The 24,630-nt window shown below is 71.9% G+C and carries 22 protein-coding genes; 10 read left to right on the top strand and 12 right to left on the bottom strand.

Going from position 1 to position 24,630, the window contains the following annotated elements:
* Window positions 1-89: 89 nt before the first annotated feature.
* Entirely contained in the window at window positions 90-1,037 is a 948-nt protein-coding gene (locus ACIRR9_RS29145) for a Ku protein (protein ID WP_403757654.1), read from the bottom strand.
* A 52-nt stretch (window positions 1,038-1,089) separates the two neighbouring features.
* On the opposite strand from ACIRR9_RS29145, the gene ligD reads away from it, so the two are divergent.
* The gene (ligD, locus tag ACIRR9_RS29140; RefSeq protein WP_403757651.1) at window positions 1,090-1,971 is read left to right on the top strand and encodes a non-homologous end-joining DNA ligase; all 882 of its coding nucleotides are present in this window, start codon (window positions 1,090-1,092) and stop codon (window positions 1,969-1,971) included.
* A 96-nt stretch (window positions 1,972-2,067) separates the two neighbouring features.
* On the opposite strand, the gene ACIRR9_RS29135 is transcribed toward ligD, so the two are convergent.
* Window positions 2,068-2,871: a nuclease-related domain-containing protein gene (locus ACIRR9_RS29135; RefSeq protein WP_403757648.1), complete on the bottom strand. Its 804-nt coding sequence runs from the start codon at window positions 2,869-2,871 to the stop codon at window positions 2,068-2,070.
* Between the two features lie 100 nt (window positions 2,872-2,971).
* On the opposite strand from ACIRR9_RS29135, the gene ACIRR9_RS29130 reads away from it, so the two are divergent.
* The 6 genes from ACIRR9_RS29130 to ACIRR9_RS29105 all read left to right on the top strand — a co-directional run bounded on the left by ACIRR9_RS29130 (window position 2,972) and on the right by ACIRR9_RS29105 (window position 9,619).
* Window positions 2,972-3,478, top strand: coding sequence for a protein phosphatase (locus ACIRR9_RS29130; protein WP_365347703.1), 507 nt, complete (start codon window positions 2,972-2,974; stop codon window positions 3,476-3,478).
* Between the two features lie 127 nt (window positions 3,479-3,605).
* Window positions 3,606-4,319, top strand: a complete 714-nt coding sequence (locus ACIRR9_RS29125) for a hypothetical protein (protein WP_403757645.1) — start codon at window positions 3,606-3,608, stop codon at window positions 4,317-4,319.
* Window positions 4,316-5,545: an ATP-binding protein gene (locus ACIRR9_RS29120; protein WP_403757642.1), complete on the top strand. Its 1,230-nt coding sequence runs from the start codon at window positions 4,316-4,318 to the stop codon at window positions 5,543-5,545. Before ACIRR9_RS29125 ends, ACIRR9_RS29120 begins: the two co-directional genes overlap by 4 nt.
* 165 nt (window positions 5,546-5,710) lie before the next feature.
* Window positions 5,711-7,072, top strand: coding sequence for an FtsW/RodA/SpoVE family cell cycle protein (locus ACIRR9_RS29115; RefSeq protein WP_403757639.1), 1,362 nt, complete (start codon window positions 5,711-5,713; stop codon window positions 7,070-7,072).
* Window positions 7,069-8,544, top strand: a complete 1,476-nt coding sequence (locus ACIRR9_RS29110; protein ID WP_403251048.1) for a penicillin-binding transpeptidase domain-containing protein — start codon at window positions 7,069-7,071, stop codon at window positions 8,542-8,544. Before ACIRR9_RS29115 ends, ACIRR9_RS29110 begins: the two co-directional genes overlap by 4 nt.
* 136 nt (window positions 8,545-8,680) lie before the next feature.
* Window positions 8,681-9,619: a diiron oxygenase gene (locus ACIRR9_RS29105; protein ID WP_384556624.1), complete on the top strand. Its 939-nt coding sequence runs from the start codon at window positions 8,681-8,683 to the stop codon at window positions 9,617-9,619.
* Between the two features lie 73 nt (window positions 9,620-9,692).
* Here ACIRR9_RS29105 and ACIRR9_RS29100 read toward each other — a convergent pair whose 3' ends face one another.
* The 8 genes from ACIRR9_RS29100 to ACIRR9_RS29065 all read right to left on the bottom strand — a co-directional run bounded on the left by ACIRR9_RS29100 (window position 9,693) and on the right by ACIRR9_RS29065 (window position 18,007).
* Window positions 9,693-10,832 (bottom strand): NlpC/P60 family protein, encoded by a 1,140-nt coding sequence (locus ACIRR9_RS29100; RefSeq protein ID WP_403757636.1) that lies wholly within the window; start codon window positions 10,830-10,832, stop codon window positions 9,693-9,695.
* A 115-nt stretch (window positions 10,833-10,947) separates the two neighbouring features.
* Window positions 10,948-11,235, bottom strand: a complete 288-nt coding sequence (locus tag ACIRR9_RS29095) for a hypothetical protein (protein ID WP_403757633.1) — start codon at window positions 11,233-11,235, stop codon at window positions 10,948-10,950.
* A gap of 10 nt (window positions 11,236-11,245) precedes the next feature.
* A complete protein-coding gene (locus ACIRR9_RS29090) occupies window positions 11,246-11,899 on the bottom strand; it encodes a TetR/AcrR family transcriptional regulator (RefSeq protein ID WP_403757630.1) in 654 nt (217 codons plus the stop codon).
* A 190-nt stretch (window positions 11,900-12,089) separates the two neighbouring features.
* The gene (locus tag ACIRR9_RS29085) at window positions 12,090-13,346 is read right to left on the bottom strand and encodes a styrene monooxygenase/indole monooxygenase family protein (RefSeq protein ID WP_384577499.1); all 1,257 of its coding nucleotides are present in this window, start codon (window positions 13,344-13,346) and stop codon (window positions 12,090-12,092) included.
* Window positions 13,347-13,361: 15 nt separating this feature from the next.
* Window positions 13,362-14,006: a GTP-binding protein gene (locus ACIRR9_RS29080; protein ID WP_403757627.1), complete on the bottom strand. Its 645-nt coding sequence runs from the start codon at window positions 14,004-14,006 to the stop codon at window positions 13,362-13,364.
* Window positions 13,987-14,409: a DUF742 domain-containing protein gene (locus tag ACIRR9_RS29075; protein ID WP_123974182.1), complete on the bottom strand. Its 423-nt coding sequence runs from the start codon at window positions 14,407-14,409 to the stop codon at window positions 13,987-13,989. Before ACIRR9_RS29075 ends, ACIRR9_RS29080 begins: the two co-directional genes overlap by 20 nt.
* Window positions 14,406-14,909 carry a roadblock/LC7 domain-containing protein gene (locus tag ACIRR9_RS29070; protein ID WP_365350931.1) on the bottom strand — a complete coding sequence of 168 codons (504 nt, stop codon included), beginning with the start codon at window positions 14,907-14,909 and terminating at the stop codon, window positions 14,406-14,408. Before ACIRR9_RS29070 ends, ACIRR9_RS29075 begins: the two co-directional genes overlap by 4 nt.
* Entirely contained in the window at window positions 14,906-18,007 is a 3,102-nt protein-coding gene (locus tag ACIRR9_RS29065) for a nitrate- and nitrite sensing domain-containing protein (RefSeq protein ID WP_403757624.1), read from the bottom strand. Before ACIRR9_RS29065 ends, ACIRR9_RS29070 begins: the two co-directional genes overlap by 4 nt.
* A gap of 405 nt (window positions 18,008-18,412) precedes the next feature.
* Between ACIRR9_RS29065 and ACIRR9_RS29060 the strand changes: the two genes are divergently transcribed.
* Window positions 18,413-19,201 (top strand): hypothetical protein, encoded by a 789-nt coding sequence (locus ACIRR9_RS29060; RefSeq protein ID WP_403757621.1) that lies wholly within the window; start codon window positions 18,413-18,415, stop codon window positions 19,199-19,201.
* Between the two features lie 98 nt (window positions 19,202-19,299).
* Here the strand turns inward: ACIRR9_RS29060 and ACIRR9_RS29055 are convergent, their stop codons facing one another.
* Entirely contained in the window at window positions 19,300-19,791 is a 492-nt protein-coding gene (locus ACIRR9_RS29055; protein ID WP_403757618.1) for a MarR family winged helix-turn-helix transcriptional regulator, read from the bottom strand.
* Between the two features lie 270 nt (window positions 19,792-20,061).
* Between ACIRR9_RS29055 and ACIRR9_RS29050 the strand changes: the two genes are divergently transcribed.
* Complete coding sequence (locus ACIRR9_RS29050; protein WP_403757616.1) at window positions 20,062-20,868, top strand: lysozyme; 807 nt, start codon at window positions 20,062-20,064, stop codon at window positions 20,866-20,868.
* 123 nt (window positions 20,869-20,991) lie between these two features.
* On the opposite strand, the gene lon is transcribed toward ACIRR9_RS29050, so the two are convergent.
* Window positions 20,992-23,406 (bottom strand): endopeptidase La, encoded by a 2,415-nt coding sequence (gene lon, locus ACIRR9_RS29045; protein ID WP_403757613.1) that lies wholly within the window; start codon window positions 23,404-23,406, stop codon window positions 20,992-20,994.
* A gap of 170 nt (window positions 23,407-23,576) precedes the next feature.
* Between lon and ACIRR9_RS29040 the strand changes: the two genes are divergently transcribed.
* Entirely contained in the window at window positions 23,577-24,380 is an 804-nt protein-coding gene (locus ACIRR9_RS29040; protein WP_403757610.1) for a GNAT family N-acetyltransferase, read from the top strand.
* Window positions 24,381-24,630: the final 250 nt, after the last annotated feature.

Genomic DNA, 24,630 nt, shown 5'->3' with positions numbered 1-24,630 from the left:
GGAGTGGTGCGCGTCCGCAGGTTGTCGGTCGGCTGCGGGCCGGTGGGGGCTGGTCGCGCAGTTCCCCGCGCCCCTGAAGGGGCGCGCTGTCATGCGGGGCGTTTGCGGGGTGCTGTCTTTTTCGCCGTCGTCTTCTTGGCTGTCGTCTTCTTCGAAGTGGCCGCCTTGCTCGCGGTCTTCTTCGCCGTCGTCTTCTTCGAGGTCGCCGTCTTCTTCGCCGTCGCCTTCTTGCTCGGCAGCGGAGTCACCTCCGCCTCCTCGCCCCTCGACTCCTTCGCCGCGCGGACGCTCTTCTCCAGGGCCGCCATCAGGTCGAGGACCTTGCCGCCCGGTGCCGGGGACGGGGCCTCCGGTGGGGTCTCGCCGGCCGCCTTGGCCGCGATGACCTCCTCCAGCGCCTCCCGGTACTCGTCGTGCAGGTCCTTCAGGTCGACCTCGCCCAGGGTGTCCATCAGGGCGTCCGCGAGGTCGAGCTCCTTGTCGCGGACCGTGACGTCGACGTCGGGGGCGACGCCCTCGGGGGCGCGGACCTCGTCCGGCCAGAGCAGGCCGTGCATGGCGATGGCGTCGCCGACCACCCGGAGCATGCCCAGGCGTTCACGGCCGCGCAGCGCGTACTTGGCGATGGCCACCTTTTTGCTGCGTTTCAGGGCCTCCCTGAGGAGGGTGTACGGCTTCGCCGCGGGCGCGCCGCTCGCGGCCAGGTAGTACGCCGATTCCATCTGGAGCGGGTCGATCCGGTCGGCCGGGACGAAGGCGACGATCTCGATCGTGCGGGCGGTGGGGATGGGCAGGTGGGACAGGTCCTCGTCGGTGATCGGGACGATCGTGCCGTCGGCGTCCTCGTACCCCTTGCCGATCTCCGACTGGGTGACCTCGCGGTCCTCCAGCTCGCAGAACTTGCGGTAGCGGATGCGGCCGTTGTCCTCCGCGTGGACCTGGCGGAAGGAGATCGAGTGGCTCTCCGTGGCGTTCACCAGCTTGATCGGGATGCTGACGAGACCGAAGGAGATCGCGCCGTTCCAGATGGATCGCACGTGCGGTTCCCCTCCGTCCGGACCGTATGGGTATGTATGAGATTGTCATCGTATGACGCCGATCACAGAGGTGGACGGGCGAAGGGTCGCGCTCAGCAACCTGGAGAAGGTGCTGTATCCGGCGACCGGGTTCACCAAGGGCGAGCTGCTGCACTACTACGCGACGACGGCCGGCGTCCTGCTGCCGCATCTGCGGGACCGGCCGGTGTCCTTCCTGCGGTATCCGGACGGGCCGGAGGGCCAGGTGTTCTTCACCAAGAACGTGCCGCCGGGTACGCCCGAGTGGGTCACGACCGCCGAGGTGCGCCGGTCGGAGGGGCCGGCGCGGATGGTGCTCGTGCAGGACCTCGCGAGCCTGATGTGGGCGGCGAATCTGGTCGCCGAGTTCCATACGCACCAGTGGCTGGTGGGGGCGCCCGACGAGGCCGACCGGATCGTCTTCGACCTGGATCCGGGGGCGCCGGCGACGGTGGTGCAGTGCTGCGAGGTGGCGCTGTGGCTGCGGGAGCGGCTGGCCGCGGACGGGATCGCGGCGTACGCCAAGACGTCGGGGTCGAAGGGGCTGCATCTGCTGGCGGCGGTGCGGGGGGCGACCGGCGAGCGGGTGAGCGAGTACGCGAAGGAGTTGGCCGTGGCGGCGGAGCGGGCGATGCCGCGGCTGGTGGTGCACCGGATGACACGGAGTCTGCGGCCGGGGAAGGTGTTCGTGGACTGGAGCCAGAACGCGGCACGGAAGACGACGGCCACGCCCTACACGCTGCGGGCGCGGCGGGAGCCGCTGGTGTCGGCGCCGGTGACCTGGGAGGAGGTCGCACAGTGCCGGGCGCCGGCGCGGCTGGCGTTCCGGGCGGGGGACATCGCGCCGCGCGTCCAGGACCAAGGGGATCTGCTGGCGCCGCTGCTGGACGCGGGGCGGGCGGCACCGCTGCCGTGAGGGCGGGCGGCACCCCTGCCGTGAGGGCCGGCCGCGCGGCTGCCGTGAGGGCCGGCCCGCGAAGTGGTCACGCCCTCCCCCGGTTGCACCCCCCGGTCACACCCTCCCCCACGTGTTGCGGTCCCGTGCCATCGCATGCAGCGCCTCGACGTCCGCCGGCTTGAGGACCCCGCCCAGCCGGGACAGGGTGCCCAGGTCCCGGTCGCGGAGGACACGGACCTCCCGGGGCGCGGTCCGCACCATGATGTCCGCCGGGTCGGTCAGGGTCAGGACGGGGTGGACCTCGGCCGTGAGGGCGTACGAGGCCCGGTCGGCGTCCGCGCGCAGGCGGCGCAGGACCGGCTGGGGGTCGTGGCGGCCCAGGGTGACCATCGGGTCGGCGACCAGAACCTTCTGCTTGCGGGCGTAGAGCGAGTGGAAGCAGAAGATGCCGCCGGGGCCGATCAGCAGGTGGTGGAGACGGTCGCCGCCGGGGAGCGGGACGGAGTGCAGCGCGTGCCAGCCCGCGCCGTCCAGGCGGTCCAGCGCCTCGCCGACGGTCTGTTCGGCGGTCAGGGCGCGGCGGCGCGGGTCGGGGCGGAGCCGGTGGGCCGGGCCGGGGTCCCGGTCGAGGGCGATCAGCAGGGCCTCGCCGGGGCGGTTGGGCGCCAGGTCGTCGTCGGGGTGCAGGGACAGCCGCGCCAGTTCGGCGGGCGTGGGCACCGGCGGCGGGCCGACCGTGACCGGGCCGGTCAGGAACGGCCGCAGGGTTTCGAGTACGTCGTCCAGCCGCTCCTCGCTGAGCAGGTTGACCCGGCCCGCCTCACGGTCGTACCAGGCGACGTTCCTTCCGTCCGTGAGACAGACGTACAGCCGCTCCTGGCCGTGGCGCCAGGTCGGCACGACGCGCAGTCCGCTCATAGCGTCATCACCCCTCGACCATGGGAACAGGCGGGGTGCTCCAGGGGCAAGAACCCGGCTACCTTTGACAGGGGTTGGCGCGCGCAACGGGGAGGCGCCGGTGCGGATCCGTGGGAAGCAGTACGAGGTGCCGCCGCCGGACAGTCCGTGGAGCGAGGTGCTGCCCGGGCTGTGGATGGGCGGCCATGAGTTCCGGGGGCTCTCGGGGCAGCTGGAGGCCGCCGTGGTGCGGGACGAGTTCGATCTCGTGCAGAGTCTGCTGCGGCTGCCCGGGCACGGGCCCGATCCGGATGTCGAGCACCATGTGTGGCCGATTCCCGACGGGCCGCTGGACGGTACGCAGCTGGCCGGGGTGATACGGCTGGCCAGGGCGGCGAGCGAGGCCCTGGACGCCGGGCGGTCGGTGCTGGTGCGCTGCTACAGCGGGTACAACCGGTCGGGGCTGGTGGTCGCGCAGGCACTCGTCCATCAGGGGCGTACGGCCGAGGAGGCGATCCGGCTGGTGCGGGCCCGGCGCTCGCCCTGGGCGCTGCACAACGAGCTGTTCGTCGCCTATCTGCGGGCCGGTCTGTCCACCGCCCGACTCCTCGAGGAACTGGCCGAGTAGCCTCTCCCCTGCACCGTCCGTCCTCAGGTGCAAAAAGGACTTCCTTACTAATCCACGAATAAGGTGTACGGGTCCGTCCGAGGTCCCGGGTCCGTCCGAGGCCCCGTACACCCGAGCCAGGAGCAGCGTGCCAGCCCGTCGTCCCTTCCGCACCGCCCTCGTCGCGGGTGCCGTCGCCCTGCTGGCGACGGTGGTGGCGGGCTGTGGCGACTCCGGCGGGCTGCGCGCGGCCGGAGCGACCCCGACCGCGGTCAGCCCCATGAAGCTCTGGCCCGATCTGCGGCCGGCGGCCAGCCCGGCCTGGCCCTACGACGAGGGCAGCTCGCACACCGTCAAGGGCATCACCGTTCCCGGCGACGACATCCGGAAGGTGGACCCGGTGGCCGTCGTACGGGCGGAGATCGCCGCGGACCCGGCGGACTACGGGTCCAAGGGGGCGTACCACGAGACCGCGACCCGGATGGCGGAGTGCGGGGCGAGCGGCGGGGCCGGGTGTCCGCTGCTGACGCCGTACTACCGGGATCTGACCGGGGGCGGGCAGGACGATCTGACACTCGGCTTCCGGCTGTATCCGACGAACCAGACCGCGCTGCGGGTGTACACCGTCGAGAAGCACAGGCTGGTGCAGGTGCTGGACGACAACGACGCGATCATCGGCGTGGAGCTGGCCGGACGGGCCGTGATCGTGCGCTCGCCGGCCGGGATCACCGGGTATGAATATCGGACGACCTGGGCGTGGGACCCGGACCAGAAGGCCATGGTGTTCACCCGGGACGAGTTCCTGCGCACCGGCAGGGCACGCCACTCCCGTACCCCGGCACCCGTTGCGAGCAAGCGATGAGGCTCCCCCACTGGGCCGGGACACTCGCGGCGAAGTCGGCCGCGTTCATCACGGTGATGTGCTGTGCGCTGGCCGCCCTGCTCGGCGTGCTGGTGCATGTGTCGGTGACCGACCAGACCGTCGCGCAGGCCCGCAACCAGGCGCTGTCCCGGCTCGCGGAGGCGACGAGCGACTTCGAGGCCGGGGACACGCTGCTGCCGGAGGCCAGGATCGATCCGCGGGGGCTGCCGTCGGCGCTGCGGGCGCTGGCGCTGGCCGGGGACCGCGGCACGATGGTCTCCGACGACTACGGCCGCCCCACGATGTGGGCGGCCGGCCCGGCCGACCGCGACCGGGTGCTGGCGGTGGCCGTCGACTACTCCCAGCAGGCCCACACCATCTCCGCGCTCGACCACTCCATCCTCTGGTCGTCGGCGCTGGCGATCGGGACGACGCTGCTGGTCGGCGCGTTCGCGGTGACCCGGGTGACCCGGCGGCTGCAGGGCACCGCGCAGGTGGCCCGGCGGATCAGCGCCGGGGACCTGGACGCGCGGGTCGACGACCCCCGTACGAAGGATCCGACCCGGCCGCAGGACGAGGTGGCCGCGGTCGCCGCGGCGCTGGACGGGATGGCCGCGTCGCTGCAGGACAAGCTGCTGAGCGAGCAGCGGTTCACGGCGGACGTGGCGCACGAGCTGCGGACGCCGCTGACGGGGCTGCACGCGGCGGCGGAGCTGCTGCCTCCGGGACGGCCGACGGAACTGGTGCGGGACCGGGTCGCCGCGCTGCGCACGCTCACCGAGGACCTGCTGGAGATCTCCCGTCTGGACACGGGCCGGGAGCGGCTGGAGACCGACGCGGAGGCGCTGGGCGCGCTGGCCGAACGGGTGGTGCGGGCGTCCGGGACGGAGACCGAGGTGAAGGTCGTCCGGGACGTGTGGGTGGAGACCGACCGGCGGCGGCTGGAACGGGTGCTGGGGAATCTGGTGGCCAACGCGCACCGGCACGGGCGTGCGCCGGTGGTGCTGACGGTGGAGGGGAAAGAGGTCACCGTGCGCGATCACGGGGGCGGGTTCCCCGAGTACCTGGTCACCCACGGCCCGCAGCGGTTCCGGACGGAGGGCGGGGCCAAGGGGCACGGGCTGGGGCTGACGATCGCGGTGGGGCAGGCGGAGGTGCTGGGTGCGCGGCTGTCGTTCGCGAACGCGGTGGATGGGGGGGCCGTGGCGGTTCTGACGCTTCCGTAGGAGTGGCGGAGGTGCGTCACGCGGCTGCGGGCCGGTGGGGGCTTGTCGCGCAGTTCCCCGCGCCCCTTCAGGTGGGACCAGTGCAGCCCCCACATCGCCGGACGCACGCCACGCTGGCGCCAGTCACACGAGACCCAACTCCCTCCATTTAGGTAAGTTCCGGACATGACCAAGGCCGGAACCACCCTGGCGGCGCCCGAGTCCCCCACCTCCGCCGTACGTCTCCCCCGGCGCCGCGGCATCGAACTCGCCCTGATCGTGCTGGCCGTCCTGCTCTCCGTGTACGGCTACTGCGCGGTGGGCCTGGCAAGGACCGGTACCGTCCCGCCCGGTGCCGTCGGTTACGGCGCCGGCCTCGGCGTCCTCGCGCTCGTCGCCCATCTCGCCGTACGCCTGCGCGCACCGTACGCCGATCCGCTGCCGCTCCCGATCGGCGTGCTGCTCAACGGACTCGGCCTGGTCCTGATCTACCGGCTGGACCTGGCGACCCCCGGCGACCACGCGGCCCCCGCCCAACTCGTCTGGTCCACGCTGGGCGTCGGCCTGTTCATCATGGTCGTGCTGATACTGCGCGACCACCGGGTCCTGCAGCGCTACGCCTACGTCTGCGTGGCCGCCGCGCTCGTCCTGCTGCTCCTCCCGATCCTCTTCCCGGCCGTCAACGGCGCGCGGATCTGGATCCGGATCGCCGGATTCTCCATCCAGCCCAGCGAGTTCGCGAAGGTGCTGCTGGCGGTGTTCTTCGCCGCGTATCTCGCGGCCAACCGCAACGCGCTCGCGTACGCGGGCCGCCGGCTGTGGTTCATGCAGTTCCCGACGGGCCGGGTGCTCGGTCCGATCGTCACGATCTGGCTGGTGAGCGTCGGGGTGCTGATCCTGGAACGCGACCTGGGCACATCCCTGCTCTTCTTCGGGCTCTTCGTCGTCATGCTGTACGTCGCCACCGGGCGCACCGGCTGGATCGCCGTCGGCCTGGTGCTCGCCGCGTTCGGGGCCGTGGCCGTCGGCCCTCTCGAACCGCATGTGCACGGCCGTATCGAGGACTGGCTGCATCCGTTCGCGTCGATCGACGCCGGCCAGGGTCCCAACCAACTCGCCCAGTCGCTCTTCGCGTTCGCGGCCGGCGGCATCCTCGGCTCGGGGCTGGGCCTCGGCCACTCCGTCCTCATCGGCTTCGCGGCGAAGTCGGACTTCATCCTGGCCACGGCGGGCGAGGAACTGGGCCTCGCCGGGCTGTCCGCGATCTTCATCCTCTACGGCCTGCTCGTCGAGCGCGGCTACCGGGCCGGCCTCGCCCTGCGCGACCCCTTCGGCCGGCTGCTCGCCATCGGGCTGGCCTCGATCGTCGCCCTCCAGGTGTTCGTGATCGCGGGCGGGGTGACCGGGCTGATCCCGCTCACCGGCATGGCGATGCCGTTCCTCGCCCAGGGCGGCTCCTCGGTCGTCACCAACTGGGCGATCGTGGCCCTGCTGATCCGGGTGAGCGACTCGGCCCGCAGCCAGTACGACGGGCAGGTGGCCCCATGAGCCGGCGCCAGGGGACCGCCGCGTACATCAGGCGGGCCCGCGCCTTCTGCGCCCTGCTGCTGTTCGCCCTCCTCGTCAACGCGGCCCGCGTCCAGGTCGTCCGGGCCCATGCCTACGACGGCAATCCCGCCAACCGCCGTACCGCCATCGCCCGTTACAGCATCCCCCGCGGCGACATCCTGGTCGGCGGCGTGCCGGTCACCGGCTCCCGGGACACCGGGGAGCAACTGCGCTACGAACGCACGTACCCGCAGGGGCCGTTGTACGCCCCGGTGACCGGCTTCGCCTCCCAGCAGTACGGCACGGCGTTCCTGGAGCACGCCGAGGACGGCCTGCTCTCCGGCACCGACCCGCTGCTGTCGCCGTTCCCGCTGTGGAACGACGTCAGCCGGGCGCAGAACCCCGGCGGTGACGTGGTGACGACACTGAACCGGGAGGCCCAGGAGGCCGCCTACCGGAGCCTCGACGGACGCAAGGGCGCGGTCGCCGCGATCGAACCGGAGACCGGCCGGATCCTCGCCCTGGTCTCCACCCCGTCGTACGACCCCTCCGAACTGTCCGGCAACAGCGAGGCGGTGACCTCGGCCTGGGCACGTCTCAACGACGACCCGGAGAAGCCGATGCTCAACCGCGCGGTACGGCAGACGTATCCGCCGGGCTCCACCTTCAAGGTGGTCACCGCGGCGGCCGCGCTGGACGCGGGGGTGGTCACCGACCTGGACGCGCCGACCGACTCCCCCGACCCCTACCGGCTGCCGGGCACCAGGACCCGGCTGACCAACGAGGGGGACGGCTGCGGGGACGCCTCGCTGCGGGCGGCCTTCGAGTGGTCCTGCAACACGGTCTTCGCGAAGCTGGGCGTGGACGTGGGGGTGGCGGACATGACGTCGACGGCCCAGGCGTTCGGCTTCAACGACACGCGGCAGCGGATCCCCTTCGCCACCGCGCCGAGCACCTTCGACACGCACGTGGACAAGGCGCAGCTGGCGCTGTCGTCGATCGGGCAGTACAACACCCGCGCCACCCCGCTGCAGATGGCGATGGTCGCGGCGGCGGTGGCGAACGGGGGGCTGGCCCGGCCGCCGTATCTCGTGGACCGGACCGTGCGGCGGACCGGCGAGACGGTCGACACGGGCGGTGCGGGGCCGGTGCGGCAGGTGATGAGCCCCTCGACGGCCGTCCGGATGAAGGAGCTCATGGTCGACGTGGTCCGGGAGGGCACCGGCACCAACGCGGCGATCCGCGGCGCCACGGTCGGCGGCAAGACCGGCACCGCGCAGCACGGCATCGGCAACGCCGGGGTGCCGTACGCCTGGTTCGTGTCCTGGGCGCAGGCGGACACCGACATGGAGCCGAAGGTCGCGGTGGCGGTCGTGGTGGAGGACGCGGCGGCCGAGCGGTCCGACATCAGCGGCGGCGGGGACGCGGCGCCGATCGCCAAGGCGGTGATGCGGGCGGTGCTCGGACTCTGAGCGGCCCGGTGCGGCCCGGTGTCGGGGTGTGGCCGCGGGGTCGACAAGTCGTGTGCAGGGGATTGACCGCCTTGCTGACAAGCGGTCTCATAAGAGCGGACGACGATGTACCCCCCGGTAACGAGGTGAGGGAGCCATGACGACCCTGACGGAAGCGGACGCGGTCGACGGACTGCGGGACGCGCTCGGCCTGCTCAAGGACCGCGAGCAGGTGGCCGAACGGCTGCTCGTCTCGTCCGCGAAGCACTCCTTCGACCCGGACAAGGAGCTGGACTGGGACGCGCCCTTCGAGGAGGGCAAGTGGTTCTGGCCGCCGGAGCTGGTGTCGCTCTACGACACGCCGATGTGGAAGCGGATGAGCGAGGAGCAGCGGATCCTGCTGTCGCAGCACGAGGCCGCGGCACTGGCGTCGCTGGGCATCTGGTTCGAGCTGATCCTGATGCAGCTGCTGGTCAGGCACATCTACGACAAGGCGGCGACGACCGCGCATGTGCGCTACGCGCTGACCGAGATCGAGGACGAGTGCCGGCACTCGAAGATGTTCGCCCGGCTGATAGAGCGCGGTGACGCGCCCTGGTATCCGGTGAGCCGGGCGCACCAGAACCTGGGGCGCCTGTTCAAGACGATCTCGACCACGCCCGGTTCCTTCACGGCGACCCTGCTGGGCGAGGAGGTCCTGGACTGGATGCAGCGGCTGACGTTCCCGGACGAGCGGGTTCAGCCGCTGATCCGGGGGGTCACCCGGATCCATGTGGTCGAGGAGGCCCGGCATGTGCGGTACGCCCGTGAGGAGCTGCGGCGGCAGATGGTGACCGCTCCGCGGTGGTCGCAGGAGTTCACCCGGGTGACGTCGGGGGAGTTCGCGCGGGTGTTCTCCGTGGCGTTCGTCAATCCCGAGGTGTACACGAACGTGGGGCTGGACCGGCGGGAGGCCGTGGCCCAGGTGCGGGCGAGCGGTCATCGGCGGGAGGTCATGCAGTCCGGCGCGAAGAAGCTGACGGACTTCCTGGACGACATCGGGGTGCTCCGGGGGGCCGGGCGGCGGTTGTGGAAGAGCTCGGGGTTGCTGGGTTGAGTGCGGAGTGCGGCCGAGTGGGGGCTTGTCGCGCCCACGCGGCGGAGCCGTGAATTGATACAGCCCCGCGCCCCTAGGTGGGTGTCGGAGCCGTCGGCTGTGAAGCGTTGAAGCCGTCGTCCGGACCTTCCGTGGCCTCCTTCGGCACCGTCGGCGGTGTGTAGCGGGTCAGCGGCCGGGCCTTCGGGTCCGGGCGTACCGCGCCCAGGATGGGGTTCGCCGCGATCGGGGAGACCTTGATCTTCGCACCCGGGCGGGGGGCCTGGACCACTCTGCCCCCGCCCAGGTAGAGGGCCACGTGCGTGGCCTCGGGGAAGTAGACGACCAGGTCACCGGGGCGCAGCCGGTTCAGGGGGACGTGCGGGAGGCCGGCCCACTGCTCCTGGCTGGTTCTCGGGATGCGGGTGCCGGCGTGGTCCCAGGCCTGTGAGGTCAGGCCCGAGCAGTCGTACGTCTTCGGGCCCGCCGCGCCCCACTCGTACGGCTTCCCCAGCTGCTGCACCGCGTAGCGCACCGCGCGGTCGCCCTCCTGGGAGGGGGGTGGCGTGGTGGCGCTCAGGGCACCGGAGGTCGTGAGTCTGCGCTGGGCGTCCACCGTCTGGTTCTGCTCCAGGGCGGCCAGGGCGGTGAGCTGGTCGGGGGTGAGGGCGGCCAGCATCCGTTCCACCTCGGAGAGACGGGCCCGGACCTCGTCGCGCTGCTTCTTCTCGGCGTCGGCGAGGGCGAGCCGGGTGTCGAACGCCTTGCGGGCCTTACGGGCCAGGTCCGCCTGTTTCCGCTCGTCCCCCGCCAGCCGGCCCACCGTCCTGGCCCGCTCGCGCGCCAGCTCGCCGATGACATGGCCCTCGTCGAGCGCGTGCTGCGGGTCACGGGCGAGGAGCAGCCGGATGTACGGGGAGATCCCGCTGGTGCTCTGGTACTGCTGCCGGGCCAGCCGGCCCGCCTCGGCCCTGCCGCTGAGCAGGGAGCGCCGGGCAAGGGCCAGCTCGTCGTCCAGCCGGGTCACCTCGGCGCGCTGCCGCTGCAACCGCTCCTCGGTCGCGTTGTAGGTCTCGGTGGCCTGTTCGGCCTGCCGGTACAGCTGCTGAAGGTCCGTCAGCAGCTCGGCGACGGGCCGTTGCGGCTCGGGCACGGCGAGCGCGGGTACCGGCGCGAGGACCGCCTGGGCCGCCACGGCGGCCGTACAGGCCAGACGCAGAAACCTCGCTGACACGTCATCACCTCCGATGCGGAACGGTCTCTCCGTTCGGCATCGAATAATCAGACGTGATAATCAGACATGTCCGCTCGGTTCGCGCGGCGAGTGTGGGCGGTTCGGCGTACGTCTGTCACCCGTCGGTGGCATCCGGCTTCGACCACGGCCACTTCGGCCGACCGCCGCCGCTGCCGCCCTTGCCCGTCGGGTCGTACACGTACTTCCAGCCCTGGGGCACGCCCAGACGCCTGCTGTGCCCCCGGGGCACACGGCGGTAGACCAGGACCGTGGGCTTGCCGCCGGCCGGATCGGGGACGGGGATGCGGTACGTCTTCGGGGGATGGCCGGTCATGCCGAGCAGCACGGGGAGCACCCGGCCGTCCATGGGGCCGCCCTCGAAGGGGGTGTCCTGACTCTTCACGGCACCAGTCTCAGCCATCCGCCGCGAGGGCGTCGACGAGGGCGGCCGTCTGCGGGTCGCGGCGCGCGGTCACGCTCAGTGCGGCGGCGAACTGTTCCACCAGCCAGTCCCGCAGTTCGTCGACGGGCGGCTGTTTGTCCTCGTCGAGCCAGATGAGGGAGGCCGCCTCGACGGCCGTGATCCACATGCGGACGGTCATCCGCAGCCGGGGCCCGGGGTCGGCGACGTCGAGGTGGCTGAGAATGTGCTGCGCGGCGGCCCGGCGTACGCCGTCCACGATCGCCGTCGTCCGCGAGGTCTCCACCACGCTGCCGCCCTGCAGCAGGGCGCTGAAGCCGGCGTCGTGCTGATCGACGAAGGCGAGGTAGCGGTCGAGGGCGCGGGAGAGACGGGGCAGCAGGGAGCCCTCGCGGGGCTCGTCGAAGCAGTGCTCCAGCTCCTCGGCGGCGGACCGGAGCGCGGCCTCGTAGAGCTGCTGCTTGCCGCCCGGGAAGTACCGGTAGACCAGAGGCCGGGAGACCCCGGCCGCCTCCGCCACGTCGTCGAGGGAGACATCCTCGGGCGCGCGGTGCGCGAAGAGGGAGAGCGCCGCGTCGAGGAGCTGGCTGCGCCGCTCCTCGACAGACAGTCTGCGGTAGGCGGGGGTGGCGGCCTGCGGGGTCATGCGATCAGCGTATGCGCTGGGCTGGGGGCGCCGCGACGGGCGTCGGCCGTGGTCGGGTGCGGCGCCGTCGTGGTTGCTCGCGCCCCTGAAAGAAGGGGCGCTGCAGTGCGCCCCTTCTTTCAGGGGCGCGGGGAACTGCGCGACCAGCCCCCACGCACCCGCGGCCGAGAACCGGCCTCCCTGATCATGATCAGGCGGCGCCTGTCACCGACGCCAGGTACGCCCCCGTCTTTTCCGGCTCGTAGAAGAAGTTCTCGAAGTCGGCGGGGTCGTTGAAGCCGTTGGCGAAGCGGTCGGCGACCGGCTGGAGCTGGCCGGCCGCGCCGATGAGGTTGAGGATGTGCTCCGGCGGCGGCGCCAGCATCGCGTTCGTCCACTTGGTGACGTGCTGGGCCGTGTTCCAGTAGCGGTCGAACGTCTCCTGCATCCAGGTCTCGTCGAACTCCTTCTCGCCGTGTTCGAGGATCGAGGCGAGGTAGGAGGCGGCGCACTTGGCGGCCGAGTTGGATCCCTGGCCGGTGATCGGGTCGTTGGCGACGACGACGTCCGCGACGCCCAGCACCAGGCCGCCGCCGGGGAGGCGGCCGATCGGGTTGCGGACGGTGGGGGCGTAGCGGCCGGCCAGCGTGCCGCCCGCGTCGGTCAGTTCGGCCTTGGTGGCCCGCGCGTGCTCCCAGGGCGTGTACCGCTCCATGAGTTCCAGGGTCAGGGAGAGGTGCTCCGAGGGGTCCTTGACGCCGTTGAAGACGTCCAGCGGGCCGCCGGGTATGCCCTCCCAGAACAGGATGTCGGCCGGCCCCGAGGTGGTGAGGGTCGGCATGACGAAGAGCTCGCCGACGCCGGGGACCAGGTTGCAGCGGACCGCGTGGTGGTCCGGGTGCTCCGGGCGGGGGCCCAGGCCGTGGACGTAGGCGACGGCCAGGGCGCGCTGCGGCTCGGTGTAGGGGGAGCGGGAGGCGTCGCGGCCGAACATGGACACCAGCTCGCCCTTGCCCGCCGAGACCATCACCAGGTCGTACGTGCGGGCGAAGTAGTCGAGGTCACCGACGGCCGCGCCGTGGATGACCAGCTGGCCGCCGCGCTGCGCGAACGTCTCCATCCAGCCGGCCATCTTCACCCGCTGGTCCACCGACTGCGCGTACCCGTCGAGGTTGCCCACCCAGTCGATCGCACGGGCCGCCGGGCCCTCGGCCCAGGAGCCGGGGGCGGCGACCGAGACGCCGAGTCCTTCGATCTTCGGGGCCTGGGACTCCCAGAAGTTCAGCTGGAGATCGCGCTCGTGCTGCAGTGCCGTGTCGAACATGCACTGCGTCGACATGACCCGGCCGGAGCGGATCTCGTCGGCGGTCCGGTTCGACATCAGGGTGACCTCGTAGCCGTTGGACTGGAGGCCGAGGGCGAGCTGGAGACCGGACTGGCCGGCCCCCACGACGAGTATCTTCCGCATACCGGGACTGTTCTCCTACTCGGGGGTTTCGTCCAAAGCGTGGGCGACGAGGGACAGGAGGGTCTCGATGGCCGAGACCCTGCGCCGCGCATCCATGATCATTACAGGTATGTGCGCGGGGATCGTCAACGCCTCTCGCACGTCCTCGGGTTCGAAGTGCTCGCTGCCGTCGAAGTGGTTGACCGCCACGACGTACGGCAGCCCGCAGCTCTCGAAGTAGTCCAGCGCGGGGAAGCAGTCCTTGAGCCGCCTGGTGTCCGCGAGGACGACCGCGCCGATCGCGCCGCGCACCAGGTCGTCCCACATGAACCAGAACCGCTGCTGGCCCGGCGTGCCGAACAGGTAGAGCACCAGGTCGTCGTCGAGCGTGATGCGGCCGAAGTCCATGGCCACGGTGGTGGTGAGCTTGCCGGGCGTGGCGGTGAGGTCGTCGGTCTCCTCGCTCGCCTCGGTCATCAACGCCTCCGTCTGCAGGGGCGTGATCTCCGAGACGGCGGTGACCAGCGTGGTCTTGCCGACGCCGAAACCGCCCGCCACGACTATCTTCGTCGCGATGGGGGCCCGGCTGCGGTCCGTCTGCCAGGACCGCGGCTGCTCCTGCTCTTCATCGACAGCGAGGAGCGGGGCGACGCCGGTGGCGTCAGAGACGGCGTAGTCCACTCAGCACCCTTTCCAGCAGAGCGCGGTCCGGGCGGCCGACGCCGTGTCCGGTACCGGTTCCGTACACACGGATCTTTCCCTGGTCCGCGAGGTCGCTGAGCAGGACCCGGACCACACCGAGCGGCATCTTCAGCAGCGCGGCGATCTCGGCCACCGTACGCATCCGGCGGCACAGTTCGACGATGGCCCGCATCTCCGGCATCACCCGGGTGTTGAGGGAACCGTTCGTCAGTTCCTTGCGCTCCTCCGGGGCCTCCAGGGCCGCCACGAAGGTCTCCACGAGGAGGACATGGCCGAAGCGGGTACGGCCGCCGGTGAGCGAGTAGGGGCGGACGCGGGCGGGTTTGCGCGCACCGCCGCGCACCGGGAGGTTCTGCCTGCTGTTCTTCGGCGCGCTGCTCATCGGCCGCTCCTCGTCGGGTCTTCCTCCAGGGATTTCCTCAACTCGCTGCGGAGTTCGGGGGTCAGGACGTGTCCGGCGCGGCCGACGAAGAGCGCCATGTGATAGGCCACCACGCTCATGTCGCACTCCGCGCTGCCGTGCACACCGAGCAGCGAACCGTCGCTGATCGACATCACGAACAGGCTGCCCTCGTCCATCGCGACCATCGTGTGCTTGACCGGGCCGAAGTCCATCAGCCGGGCGGCACCGAGGGTGAGGCTCCCGATGCCGGAGACGATGGTGGCGAGGTCCGCGGAGGAGCCGCGCGGGCCCCGGCGTTTCTCGGTCCTGGCCTCGCGGGCCGCCTCGTTGTAGCCGGCGTCGGAGGACAGCAGGAGCAGTCCGTCGGAGGAGACCACGGCAACCGATCGGATACCGGGCACCTCCTCGACGAGGTTGCTCAGCAGCCAGTGCAGGTTGCGAGCCTCACTGCTCAGTCCGAAGGTACTGGGCGCGGTCAACTGCTTGCCTCCTCGACTGTGCCCCCCGTGGCTTCTTCGGATACGGCTGTTCCGGATCCGGCCCGTGCGGTGCTGGGCACCTGGTTCTGGCCGGTCTGTTCGGCGATCTCCGCCTCCACGTCGCGCCGTCCTGCGTCGGCTCCGCGGCGGAAGCCGCCGAGCCTGCGCCGGAGGGCCTCGGCGTCGACGCCCGAGCCGCGCTGGCGGGGCGGCGGGGCGGGTGCGGTGATCTTGGGGGTGCGCTTGGGGAGACCCTTGCTGGTGACCGGGTCCTCGGCGTCGGCGAGGGCGTCACCACCGTCGCCGGGTGCGGGCAGGGGGCGGGAGTGCTCCTCGGCTTCGCCGAAGTCGCTCCCACCCGCAGCGGCCGGGCGGGTATCGAGGTCAGGTGCGGGTGGCCCCGGTGGGACGTACTCGCCGTCGGCGGCCGCGGGCTGCGGCCGGGGCCAGTCGTCGTCCTCGGCCCGCTGCCGTCGGGACCGGATCTCGCCGTCGGCAGGGTGCGTCCGCCCCTCGGCCACACCGGCCCGCGGCTGCTCCTCGGCCGTGGCTGCCCGCGGCTGCTCCTCGGCCGTGGCTGCCCGCGGCTGCTCCTCCGTGGGAACGGCTCGCGGTCGCTCCCCCGTCGGCTCGGCCTCCGGGGCCAGCTCCGGGAGCAGCAGGGCCATCGTGGTCTCGGCGAACGTCTCCGGCGGGGCCTTCGGGCGGGACGTCGGCTCGGGAACCTCAGCCTTCGGCGGGGCCGCCTGCTCGTGCACGGTGTCCTCGTGGGCACGCCGTACCGGCAGGGTCTCCTCGTCGGTCCGCCGTACGGCCACGGGCTCCGCGTCGGCCGCGGCCGTGACCACCGCATGGTCGTCGGCCTCCCGTACGGCCTGCTCCGCCAGCGTCACCAGCGGATCGCCGGACGCCGAGCGGCCGTACAGGACATTGGAGTTGACCTCCGCGGCCGCGCCGGGGAGGGAGTAGGCGTGGGCGCCGCCGGGAGCCGTCGCGGCCGGCGGGACCGAGGCCGCGGGGGCCGCGGCCAGCAGGGACTGCGGGAGGACGACGACCGCCGCCACCCCGCCCTGCTTCTGCTCGCGCAGCTGGACCCGGACACCGTGCCGGTGGGCCAGCCGGGCCACGACGTAGAGGCCGAGACCGAGGCCGCCCTCGCCCTCCTGGTCGTACGGCGACTCGGGGTCGAACTCGGCGAGCCGGCCGTTGAGGCGGACCAGGCGGTCGGCGGTCATGCCGATGCCCTCGTCCTGGACGGAGAGCATGACCTCGCCGCTCTCCAGCAGCCAGCCGGAGATCTCGACGGGCAGGTCGGGCGGGGAGGACGCGGTGGCGTTCTCCATGAGTTCGGCGAGGAGGTGGCTGAGGTCGTCGGCGGCGAACCCGGCCACGTGCGCGTGCGGGGGCAGGGTCGCGATACGGACGCGCTCGTAGCGCTCGATCTCGCTGACCGCCGCCCGGACCACGTCGACCAGCGGGATCGGGCCGGCGTGCTGCTGGACGTGCTCGGTGCCGGCCAGCACGAGGAGGTTCTCGCTGTGGCGGCGCATGACCGTGGCGAAGTGGTCGAGCTTGAAGAGGGTCGACAGACGGTCGGGGTCCTGTTCGCGCTCCTCCAGGCCCTCGATCACCGCCAGTTGGCGTTCCACCAGGCCCAGTGTGCGCAGCGCCAGGTTGACGAACGTGCCGCCGATGCTGGTGCGCAGCCGCTCCAGCTGGACGGCGGAGTCGGTCAGCTCGGCGCGCAGCTCCTCGCGGGCGTCGGCCATCTTCTGGCGCTGGCCGACCAGGTGCTTGCGGTCGGTCTCCAGGGTGGCGATGCGGTCGTAGAGCTCGACCGCGTGCGCGTGCAGGGCGTTGACCGAGCGGACGACCTGGGCGAACTCGTCGTTGCGGCCGGTGAAGGTGACCGGCTCCTGGGTCCGCGGGTCCTCGGCCTCGGCGAGGCGCGCCGAGCCCCGGCGGAGCACCGAGAGGGGGCGGGTCAGGCTGCGGGCCATGGCCGTGGCGACACCGACCGCGACCAGCACCAGGGCGCCGAGCACCGCGACGCGGATCTCCAGCGCGGTGACGTCGTCGTCGCGGAGCTGCGCGAGGTCCTTGGTGCGGTGGTCGTAGAGCGCGGACTCCACGCCCCGCATCAGCTCGACCCGGGCCGACAGGGCCGCGTCCAGCTTCTTGACGCTGGTGCCCAGGTCGTTGTCGGAGAGGGTCGGCTGGTCGGTGAGGGCGGCCAGGTACTTGTCGGCGTCGTTGACGTCGTTGCCGGTGACCGTGGAGTCGTACGACTCGACCGCCGCCTTGGGCGCGCCGTCCCGGAAGTCGGCGACGGCCGCGTCCGCGCGCAGCCGGGCCTGCTGGGCGGCGGCGGTGAGCGCGTCGCGCTGCTTCTTGTCGGCGGTGGAGGTGGCGGTGCTGGTGACGGGCAGACCGGTGATCGGGCTGATCGTGGTCTGGGTGGTGCTGGGGATGTTCAGCGCGGCCAGCAGCAGGCCGCGGGCGGCGGCGGACTGCTGGACGGCGGAGTCGAGCTCGGCGAGCGCGTAGGCGCCGGAGCCGGCCCTGGGGGGCATCTGCTCGGCCAGTTCCTCGGCGAGCCGGTGGAGCTCGGTGATGGTCTGCGAGTAGGCCTCGTGCGCTTCGAGGGCCGTGCTCTTGCCGGTGAGCGCGGACCGGCGGACGGCCGCGATGCCGTCCAGGTCGGTGCGCAGCCAGCCGGGGGCGTCGGTGTCCGCGCGCAGGTCCTCGACCTGGCGGTCGACACGGGCGCTGCGGTCCTCCGAGGGCGCCTTGGACTTGGGGCGGCCGGCCGCGATGTAGGAGGTGACCTCGTCCCGCTCGTCGGCGAGCGAGCCGGCCAGCGCCAGCGCGTCCTGGGTGCGGCCCGCGAGGGTCACCAGATCCTGGGAATCGCTCAGCTGCCCGGAGGCGGTGAGCAGGGCGGGCGCTCCCGCTCCGGCGATCGCGGCGGCCACCACGGCCACGGCCACGATCAGCCGGGTCCGGACATGCTTGGGGCGGCCGGTGCCGACGGGAGCGGCGGCGCCCGTTTCGGAGGCCGTCTTCTTGTCTGTGCGCCGAGGCCGCGTCTTCTGCACCGGTGCTCGCATTCCTGAACTCGTGTACCCAAGGGGTTGGGTGGCACCCCGTCATAATCCCCGGCGTTCGGTGCCAAGTGGTGCGCGCATCCGATGCGTGCACGATATGTCGGTCCCCGACCCTCCCAGCGCCGGTGGGCGGTGGTCTCGCATCACCTGACCCGCCACTCGAAGGAGTGAACATCGGAGGGGAGTTGGCGGGCAAGTTCCCGCGGGCCGCGCAGGGTCCTTTTCCGGCGGGCCGGTTGGACGCGGACGGCGGGCTTTGACAGGATTCGCCACCGCGTCTTCCCGGAGTGCGCCATTCCACCCCAAAACAGGCGGCTGACCTGCGAGACGGCGTGAATTCCCAGGCGGTTGCCAGCCTTTGGCGGAGATCGTGAAGACGTCGTGCAGACTGGCCGAATGCGTACTGAAGTCGTTTCGGAGCCCGGCGCCCCCGACCGCCCCAACGAGGACTTCGCCGGTGTCGGACTTCCCGCCTCGGGGCAGGGGGGTTGTGTGATCGTCCTGGACGGGGTCACCCCACCGGAGGACGGTACCGGGTGTCTGCATTCCGTCCCCTGGTTCACCGCGCGGCTGGGCGGTGCACTGGCCGAACTGACCCTTTCCGCACGAGATCTGACGCTGCCGGAGATCCTGGCGCGGGCGATCCGGCGCACAGCCGACGCACATTCCGGCACCTGTGACCTTTCTCACCCGCGCACCTCGCAGGCGACGGTCGTCCTGACCCGCTGGTCCGACGACACCGTGGAGTACCTCGTCCTGTCCGACTCCGCACTGCTCCTGCAGTCCCCCGGCGGCACGGTCACCGCGATCCTGGACGACCGGCTCGACCGGGTCCCCCGCGACCGGCTGGCCTCGGACGCGATCGCCGACGCCACCGTCCGCAACAAGGAGGGCGGCTTCTTCACCGCCGCCGCCGATCCTTCGGTCGCCGCCCGCGCGGTCACCGGGAGCGTGCCCCGGCACCGGGTGCGCGCCCTCGCCGCCCTCACCGACGGGGCGACCCGCTGGACGGAGAAGTTCCGCGAGGGCGACTGGACGGCCCTCTTCGACGTCGTACGCAAGGAGGGCGCGCGGGCGCTGGTGGACCGGGTGCGCGAGCTGGAGGAGGCCGACCGGGAGGAGCGGGCGTTCCTGCGGCGGAGCAAGACGCACGACGACGCGACGGTGGTGTACGCCGAGCTGTAGCGGCCGCTTCGAGCCGTGGCGGCCACTTCGAGCGGTAGCCGCTGCTTCGAGCGGTAGCGGCTACTTCGAGCGGTAGCCGCCACTTCGAGCGGTAGCGGCTACTTCTCCATGACGCCGTTCAACTGGTTCAGCAGGCGGGCGAGTTCCGCGACCTCCTGGCGGGGCCAGTGGGCGAGCTGGCGGACGTACCGGCCCCGGCGCGCCTTCCGGACCCTGCCCACCCGGCGCCGGCCCTCCTCGGTGAGGGCGATCAGCCAGGCCCGTCCGTCGGCCGGGTCGGGCTCGCGAGCGACCAGGCCGAGCTCCTCCAAGGCGCGCAGCTGGCGGGACATGGTGGCCTTGCCGACGCCGATGTAGGCGGCCAGTTCGGTGGCGCGCCGGCCGCCGCACTCGTCGAGCCGGACGAGCAGGCCGTACGCGGCGGACTCCAGGTCGGGGTGGACCTCCCGGGCCATCTCGCCCTGGCTGGCCCGGGCGCGCCGCAGCAGCACCGTCAACTCGCGTTCCAGAGCCAGGAACTCCTGGTCCGCGCCGTTCGGCGTCAACCCGGTGGCGGCGGGCTGTTCGGAGCCCTTTTCGTCCTCGTGCACGTCACTACCCCTGATCGGTTTCACAGTCCTGAAAGTTTCCGTCAAACTCCGTCGTCGCCCGGCTCGCCAAGTATTTCGCAGGCCTGGACCGACGGCTGCCTCCGGATGCCCTTCCCCGGCGTCCGCCGCGTGCGCGGTCCCCCACGGGAAACGATGACATGCGCACGTCGACGATGGGCGTGCCGTGTGACCCCGCGTCGTGTCGCGCCGTGTCCCGGCGTCCGCCTCTGGCATATGTGGGTCCCCCACCTCACCCCACGGAGGCATGTCATGCCGGTACACAGACCCACCCCCACTCTCCTGACCGCGATGGTCGCGCTGCTGCTCACGGCCGCTCCCCTGGCCCCGGCCCACGCCGACGGGGCCACCCCCGCCCGCGGCTCGGCCTACATGGGCATGGGCGTCCTGGCCCACGACGGCCAGAGCGGCACGCCCAAGTCCGCCGACGCCAACCAGACCGAGGGCGTCGACGTCGCCAGCTACCAGGGCGACGTCGCCTGGTCGACCCTGCTCGGCAGCGGGGTCAGATGGGCGTACACGAAGGCGACGGAAGGCACGTCCTACACGAACCCCTACTTCACCCAGCAGTACAACGGCCCCTACGACCTCGGTATGGTCCGCGGCGCCTACCACTTCGCGACCCCGGACACCACGGGCGGCGCGACCCAGGCCGACTACTTCGTCGACCACGGCGGCGGCTGGTCGAAGGACGGCCAGACCCTGCCCGGGGTCCTCGACATCGAGTGGAACCCGTACGGCTCCGCGTGCTACGGCAAGTCCGCGAGCGGGATGGTCGGCTGGATCACCGACTTCCTGAAGCGGTACAAGGCGCGGACGGGCCGGAACGCCGTCATCTACACGGCCACCAGCTGGTGGAACGACTGCACCGGCAACTACGGCGGCTTCGGGTCCGTCAACCCGCTGTGGGTGGCCCGGTACGCCTCGGACGTCGGGACACTGCCGGCCGGCTGGTCGAAGTACACGATGTGGCAGTACACGTCGACCGGACCGACGGTCGGTGACCACGACAAGTTCAACGGGGCCCTCGACAAGGTCGTCGATCTCGCCAACGGCTGACCGACGGCCGACAGTCCGGCAGGCCGGCGGTCGTCGGTCAGCCGTTGGCCGGTCCTGTCGCGCAGGGCGGAGGCCCGGGGCTCCTCGCGGGGACCCGGGCCTCCTGTCATCCGGCAGCGTCCGTCACGCCGCTGCCGGAACCTCCGGCGCCGCGCCGTTCGTGGCGGGCGCGAGCGCCAGCTCCAGGACCTGGCGGACGTCGGTCACGGCGTGGACGTCGAGCTTGTCCAGCACCTCGGCCGGGACGTCGTCCAGGTCGGCCTCGTTGCGCTTCGGGATGATGACGGTCGTCACCCCCGCGCGCTGGGCGGCGAGCAGCTTCTGCTTCACACCGCCGATGGGCAGCACCCGGCCGGTCAGCGAGACCTCACCGGTCATCGCGACGTCCGTGCGGACCAGCCGGCCGGAGAGCAGCGACGCGAGGGCCGTCGTCATCGTGACGCCGGCGCTCGGGCCGTCCTTCGGGACCGCACCCGCCGGGAAGTGGATGTGGACACCGCGGTCCTTCAGGTCGCCGACCGGGAGCTCCAGTTCGGCGCCGTGGGAGCGCAGGAAGGACAGGGCGATCTGCGCCGACTCCTTCATCACGTCACCCAGCTGACCGGTGAGGGTCAGTCCCGCCGCGCCCGTCTCCGGGTCGGCGAGGGACGCCTCGACGAAGAGCACGTCTCCGCCCGCTCCGGTGACCGCGAGACCCGTCGCCACGCCCGGCACCGACGTGCGGCGCTCGGCCGGGTCCTGGGCGGACTCGGGCACATGGTGCGGCCGGCCGATCAGGGCGCGCAGGTCCTCGTCCCTGATCGTGAACGGCAGCTCCCGCTGACCGAGTTCGTGCTGGGCCGCGACCTTGCGGAGCAGCCTGGCGATCGACCGCTCCAGGGTGCGGACGCCCGCCTCACGGGTGTACTCGCCGGCGAGCTTGCGCAGCGCGCTCTCGTCGAGGACGACCTCGCCCTTGTCGATGCCGGCCCGCTCCAGCTGGCGCGGGAGCAGGTGGTCACGGGCGATGACGACCTTCTCGTCCTCGGTGTAGCCGTCCAGGCGGACCAGCTCCATACGGTCGAGCAGGGCCTCCGGGATGGCTTCGAGCACGTTGGCCGTGGCGAGGAACACCACGTCGCTCAGGTCGAGTTCGACCTCCAGGTAGTGGTCGCGGAAGGTGTGGTTCTGCGCCGGGTCGAGGACTTCGAGGAGGGCCGCGGCCGGGTCGCCCCGGTAGTCGGAGCCCACCTTGTCGATCTCGTCGAGCAGGACGACCGGGTTCATCGAACCGGCCTCCTTGATGGCGCGGACGATCCGGCCGGGCAGCGCACCGACGTACGTACGCCGGTGACCGCGGATCTCCGCCTCGTCCCGCACACCGCCGAGGGCGACCCGGACGAACTTGCGCCCCATCGCGTGGGCGACGGACTCACCCAGGCTGGTCTTGCCGACACCGGGCGGGCCGACCAGGGCCAGCACGGCACCGCCGCGCCGCCCGCCGATGATCCCGAGCCCCCGGTCGCTACGGCGCTTGCGCACCGCCAGGTACTCGGTGATCCGCTCCTTCACGTCCTCCAGACCGGCGTGCTCGGCGTCCAGGACCGCCTTGGCGCCCTGGATGTCGTACTGGTCCTCGGTCCGCTCGTTCCACGGCAGTTCGAGGACGGTGTCCAGCCAGGTGCGGATCCACGAGCCCTCCGGGGACTGGTCGCTGGACCGCTCCAGCTTCTCGACCTCCTTGAGGGCGGCCTCGCGGACCTTCTCGGGCAGGTCGGCGGCCTCGACGCGGGCGCGGTAGTCGTCGGACTCCTCGCCGTCCTTCTCGCCGTTCAGCTCGCGCAGTTCCTTGCGGACGGCTTCGAGCTGGCGGCGGAGCAGGAACTCGCGCTGCTGCTTGTCGACGCCCTCCTGGACGTCCTTGGCGATGGTCTCGGCGACGTCCTGCTCGGCGAGGTGGTCGCGCAGCTGCTGGGTGGCCAGCTTGAGCCGGGCGACCGCGTCGACGGTCTCCAGCAGTTCGATCTTCTGCTCGGTGGTCAGGAAGGGCGAGTAACCGGAGTTGTCGGCGAGCTGGGACACGTCGTCGATGGCCTGCACCCGGTCCACGACCTGCCAGGCGCCGCGCTTGCGCAGCCAGGCGGTGGCGAGGGCCTTGTACTCCGTGACAAGTTCCGTGACATGACCGGGCACCGGGTCCGGGACGTCCTCGTCGATACGGGTGCCCTCCACCCACAGGGCGGCACCCGGGCCGGTCGTACCGGCGCCGATGCGCACCCGGTGGCGGCCGCGGATCAGCGCGCCCGGGTCGCCGTCGGCAAGGCGGCCGACCTGCTCCACCGTGCCGAGCACACCGGTGCTCGGGTAGGTCCCGTCGACCCGCGGCACCAGCAGCACCTTGGGCTTGCCGGGCTCGGTACGGGCGGCGGCCTGCGCAGCCTCCACGGCGGCGCGTACATCAGCGTCCTTCAGGTCCAGCGGGACCACCATCCCGGGCAGCACGACCTCGCCGTCGAGAGGCAGCACAGGGAGGGTGAGTGATGCGGACGTCGAAGCCATGATCTCCCCTTAGGCAGTCAACTTGAGCTATGCCGACTCAATGCTTGAGGGTCGAGAAATGTTCCCATGCATATGTTCGCCCTGAGCGATCGAGGGTGACCTGGCCGAACACGGTCCCGCGCCCGGAAAACAGTTGATCCGTGCGGGCGCATTCCCCGTACGGTCGGCAGGTGACCGACACAGAGCTCGCGGCGACCCTGCTCGCCGCCTACGACGCCCAGATGCGCGCCGTCCAGCCCGTCCCGGCGCCCGGGGTCGGCTACGAGCACGACGGAGCCCTGCTGCGAGTCGTCGGCCAGCACCGCGGCTTCGTGACCGGCCCGCACGACTGGGGCGGCCTGCGCGGCGCCGCACTGGACGCGGCGCTCGCCCGGCAGCGGGACTTCTTCGCGGCGCGCGGGGAGGGGGTGGAGTGGAAGGTGCGGGGGTACGACGTCCCGGCGGACCTGCCGGACCGGCTGCGCGCGGCGGGCTTCGCGCCCGAACCGCAGGAGACGGTCGTGATCGCCCCGGTGGCGGACCTGGCCGTACGGTCCCCGGCGCTGCCCCCGGAGGTGACCCTGCGCCGGGTCACCGACGACGCGGACCTGGACCGTATCGCCGCACTGGAGACCGTCGTCTGGGGCGAGGACATGGCCTGGATCGCGGAGTACCTGAGGGGCCGGTTGGCGGTGGAACCGGACGGCACGGAGATCTATGTCGCCGAGGCGGCCGGGGAGGTCGTCTCGGCGGCCTGGGTTACCTTCCGGCCGGGCACGGAGTTCGCCATGCTGCTGGGCGGCTCGACGCTGGCGCAGTGGCGCCGCAGGGGCGTCTACCGCGCGCTGGTGGCCCTGCGGGCGACCCGTGCGGCGGCCCGGGGTGCGACCTACCTCCTCGTGGAGGCCTCGGACGACAGCGCGCCGATCCTGCGCCGCCTGGGCTTCACAGCCGTGACGACGACCACGCCGTACGTCTGGACGCCGCCCGCCTGAAACGCGCCCCCGAAGGGGTGCGGGGCTGTATCGAACATGCGGCCCCGCCGCGTGGTCGCGACCAGCCACAACGCACCCGCACCCGCACCCACACCCACACCCACACCCACACCCACAATCGGGGCCGGAATCGGTCCTCGGCCCCTACCCCGACGTCCGCCCCACGACATCCGTCGCTTCGGCCTCCCCCGCCGCCGCTGCCATGACTACGCAAGGGCATCGCTGCATCACCGCAACGCGACTCACAGGT

The sequence above is a fragment of the Streptomyces sp. NPDC101234 genome (assembly GCF_044767525.1).
GTDB lineage: Bacteria > Actinomycetota > Actinomycetes > Streptomycetales > Streptomycetaceae > Streptomyces > Streptomyces sasae.
The sequence above is the reverse complement of the archived record's forward strand: the minus strand, read 5'-3'. Positions and strand labels throughout refer to the sequence as shown.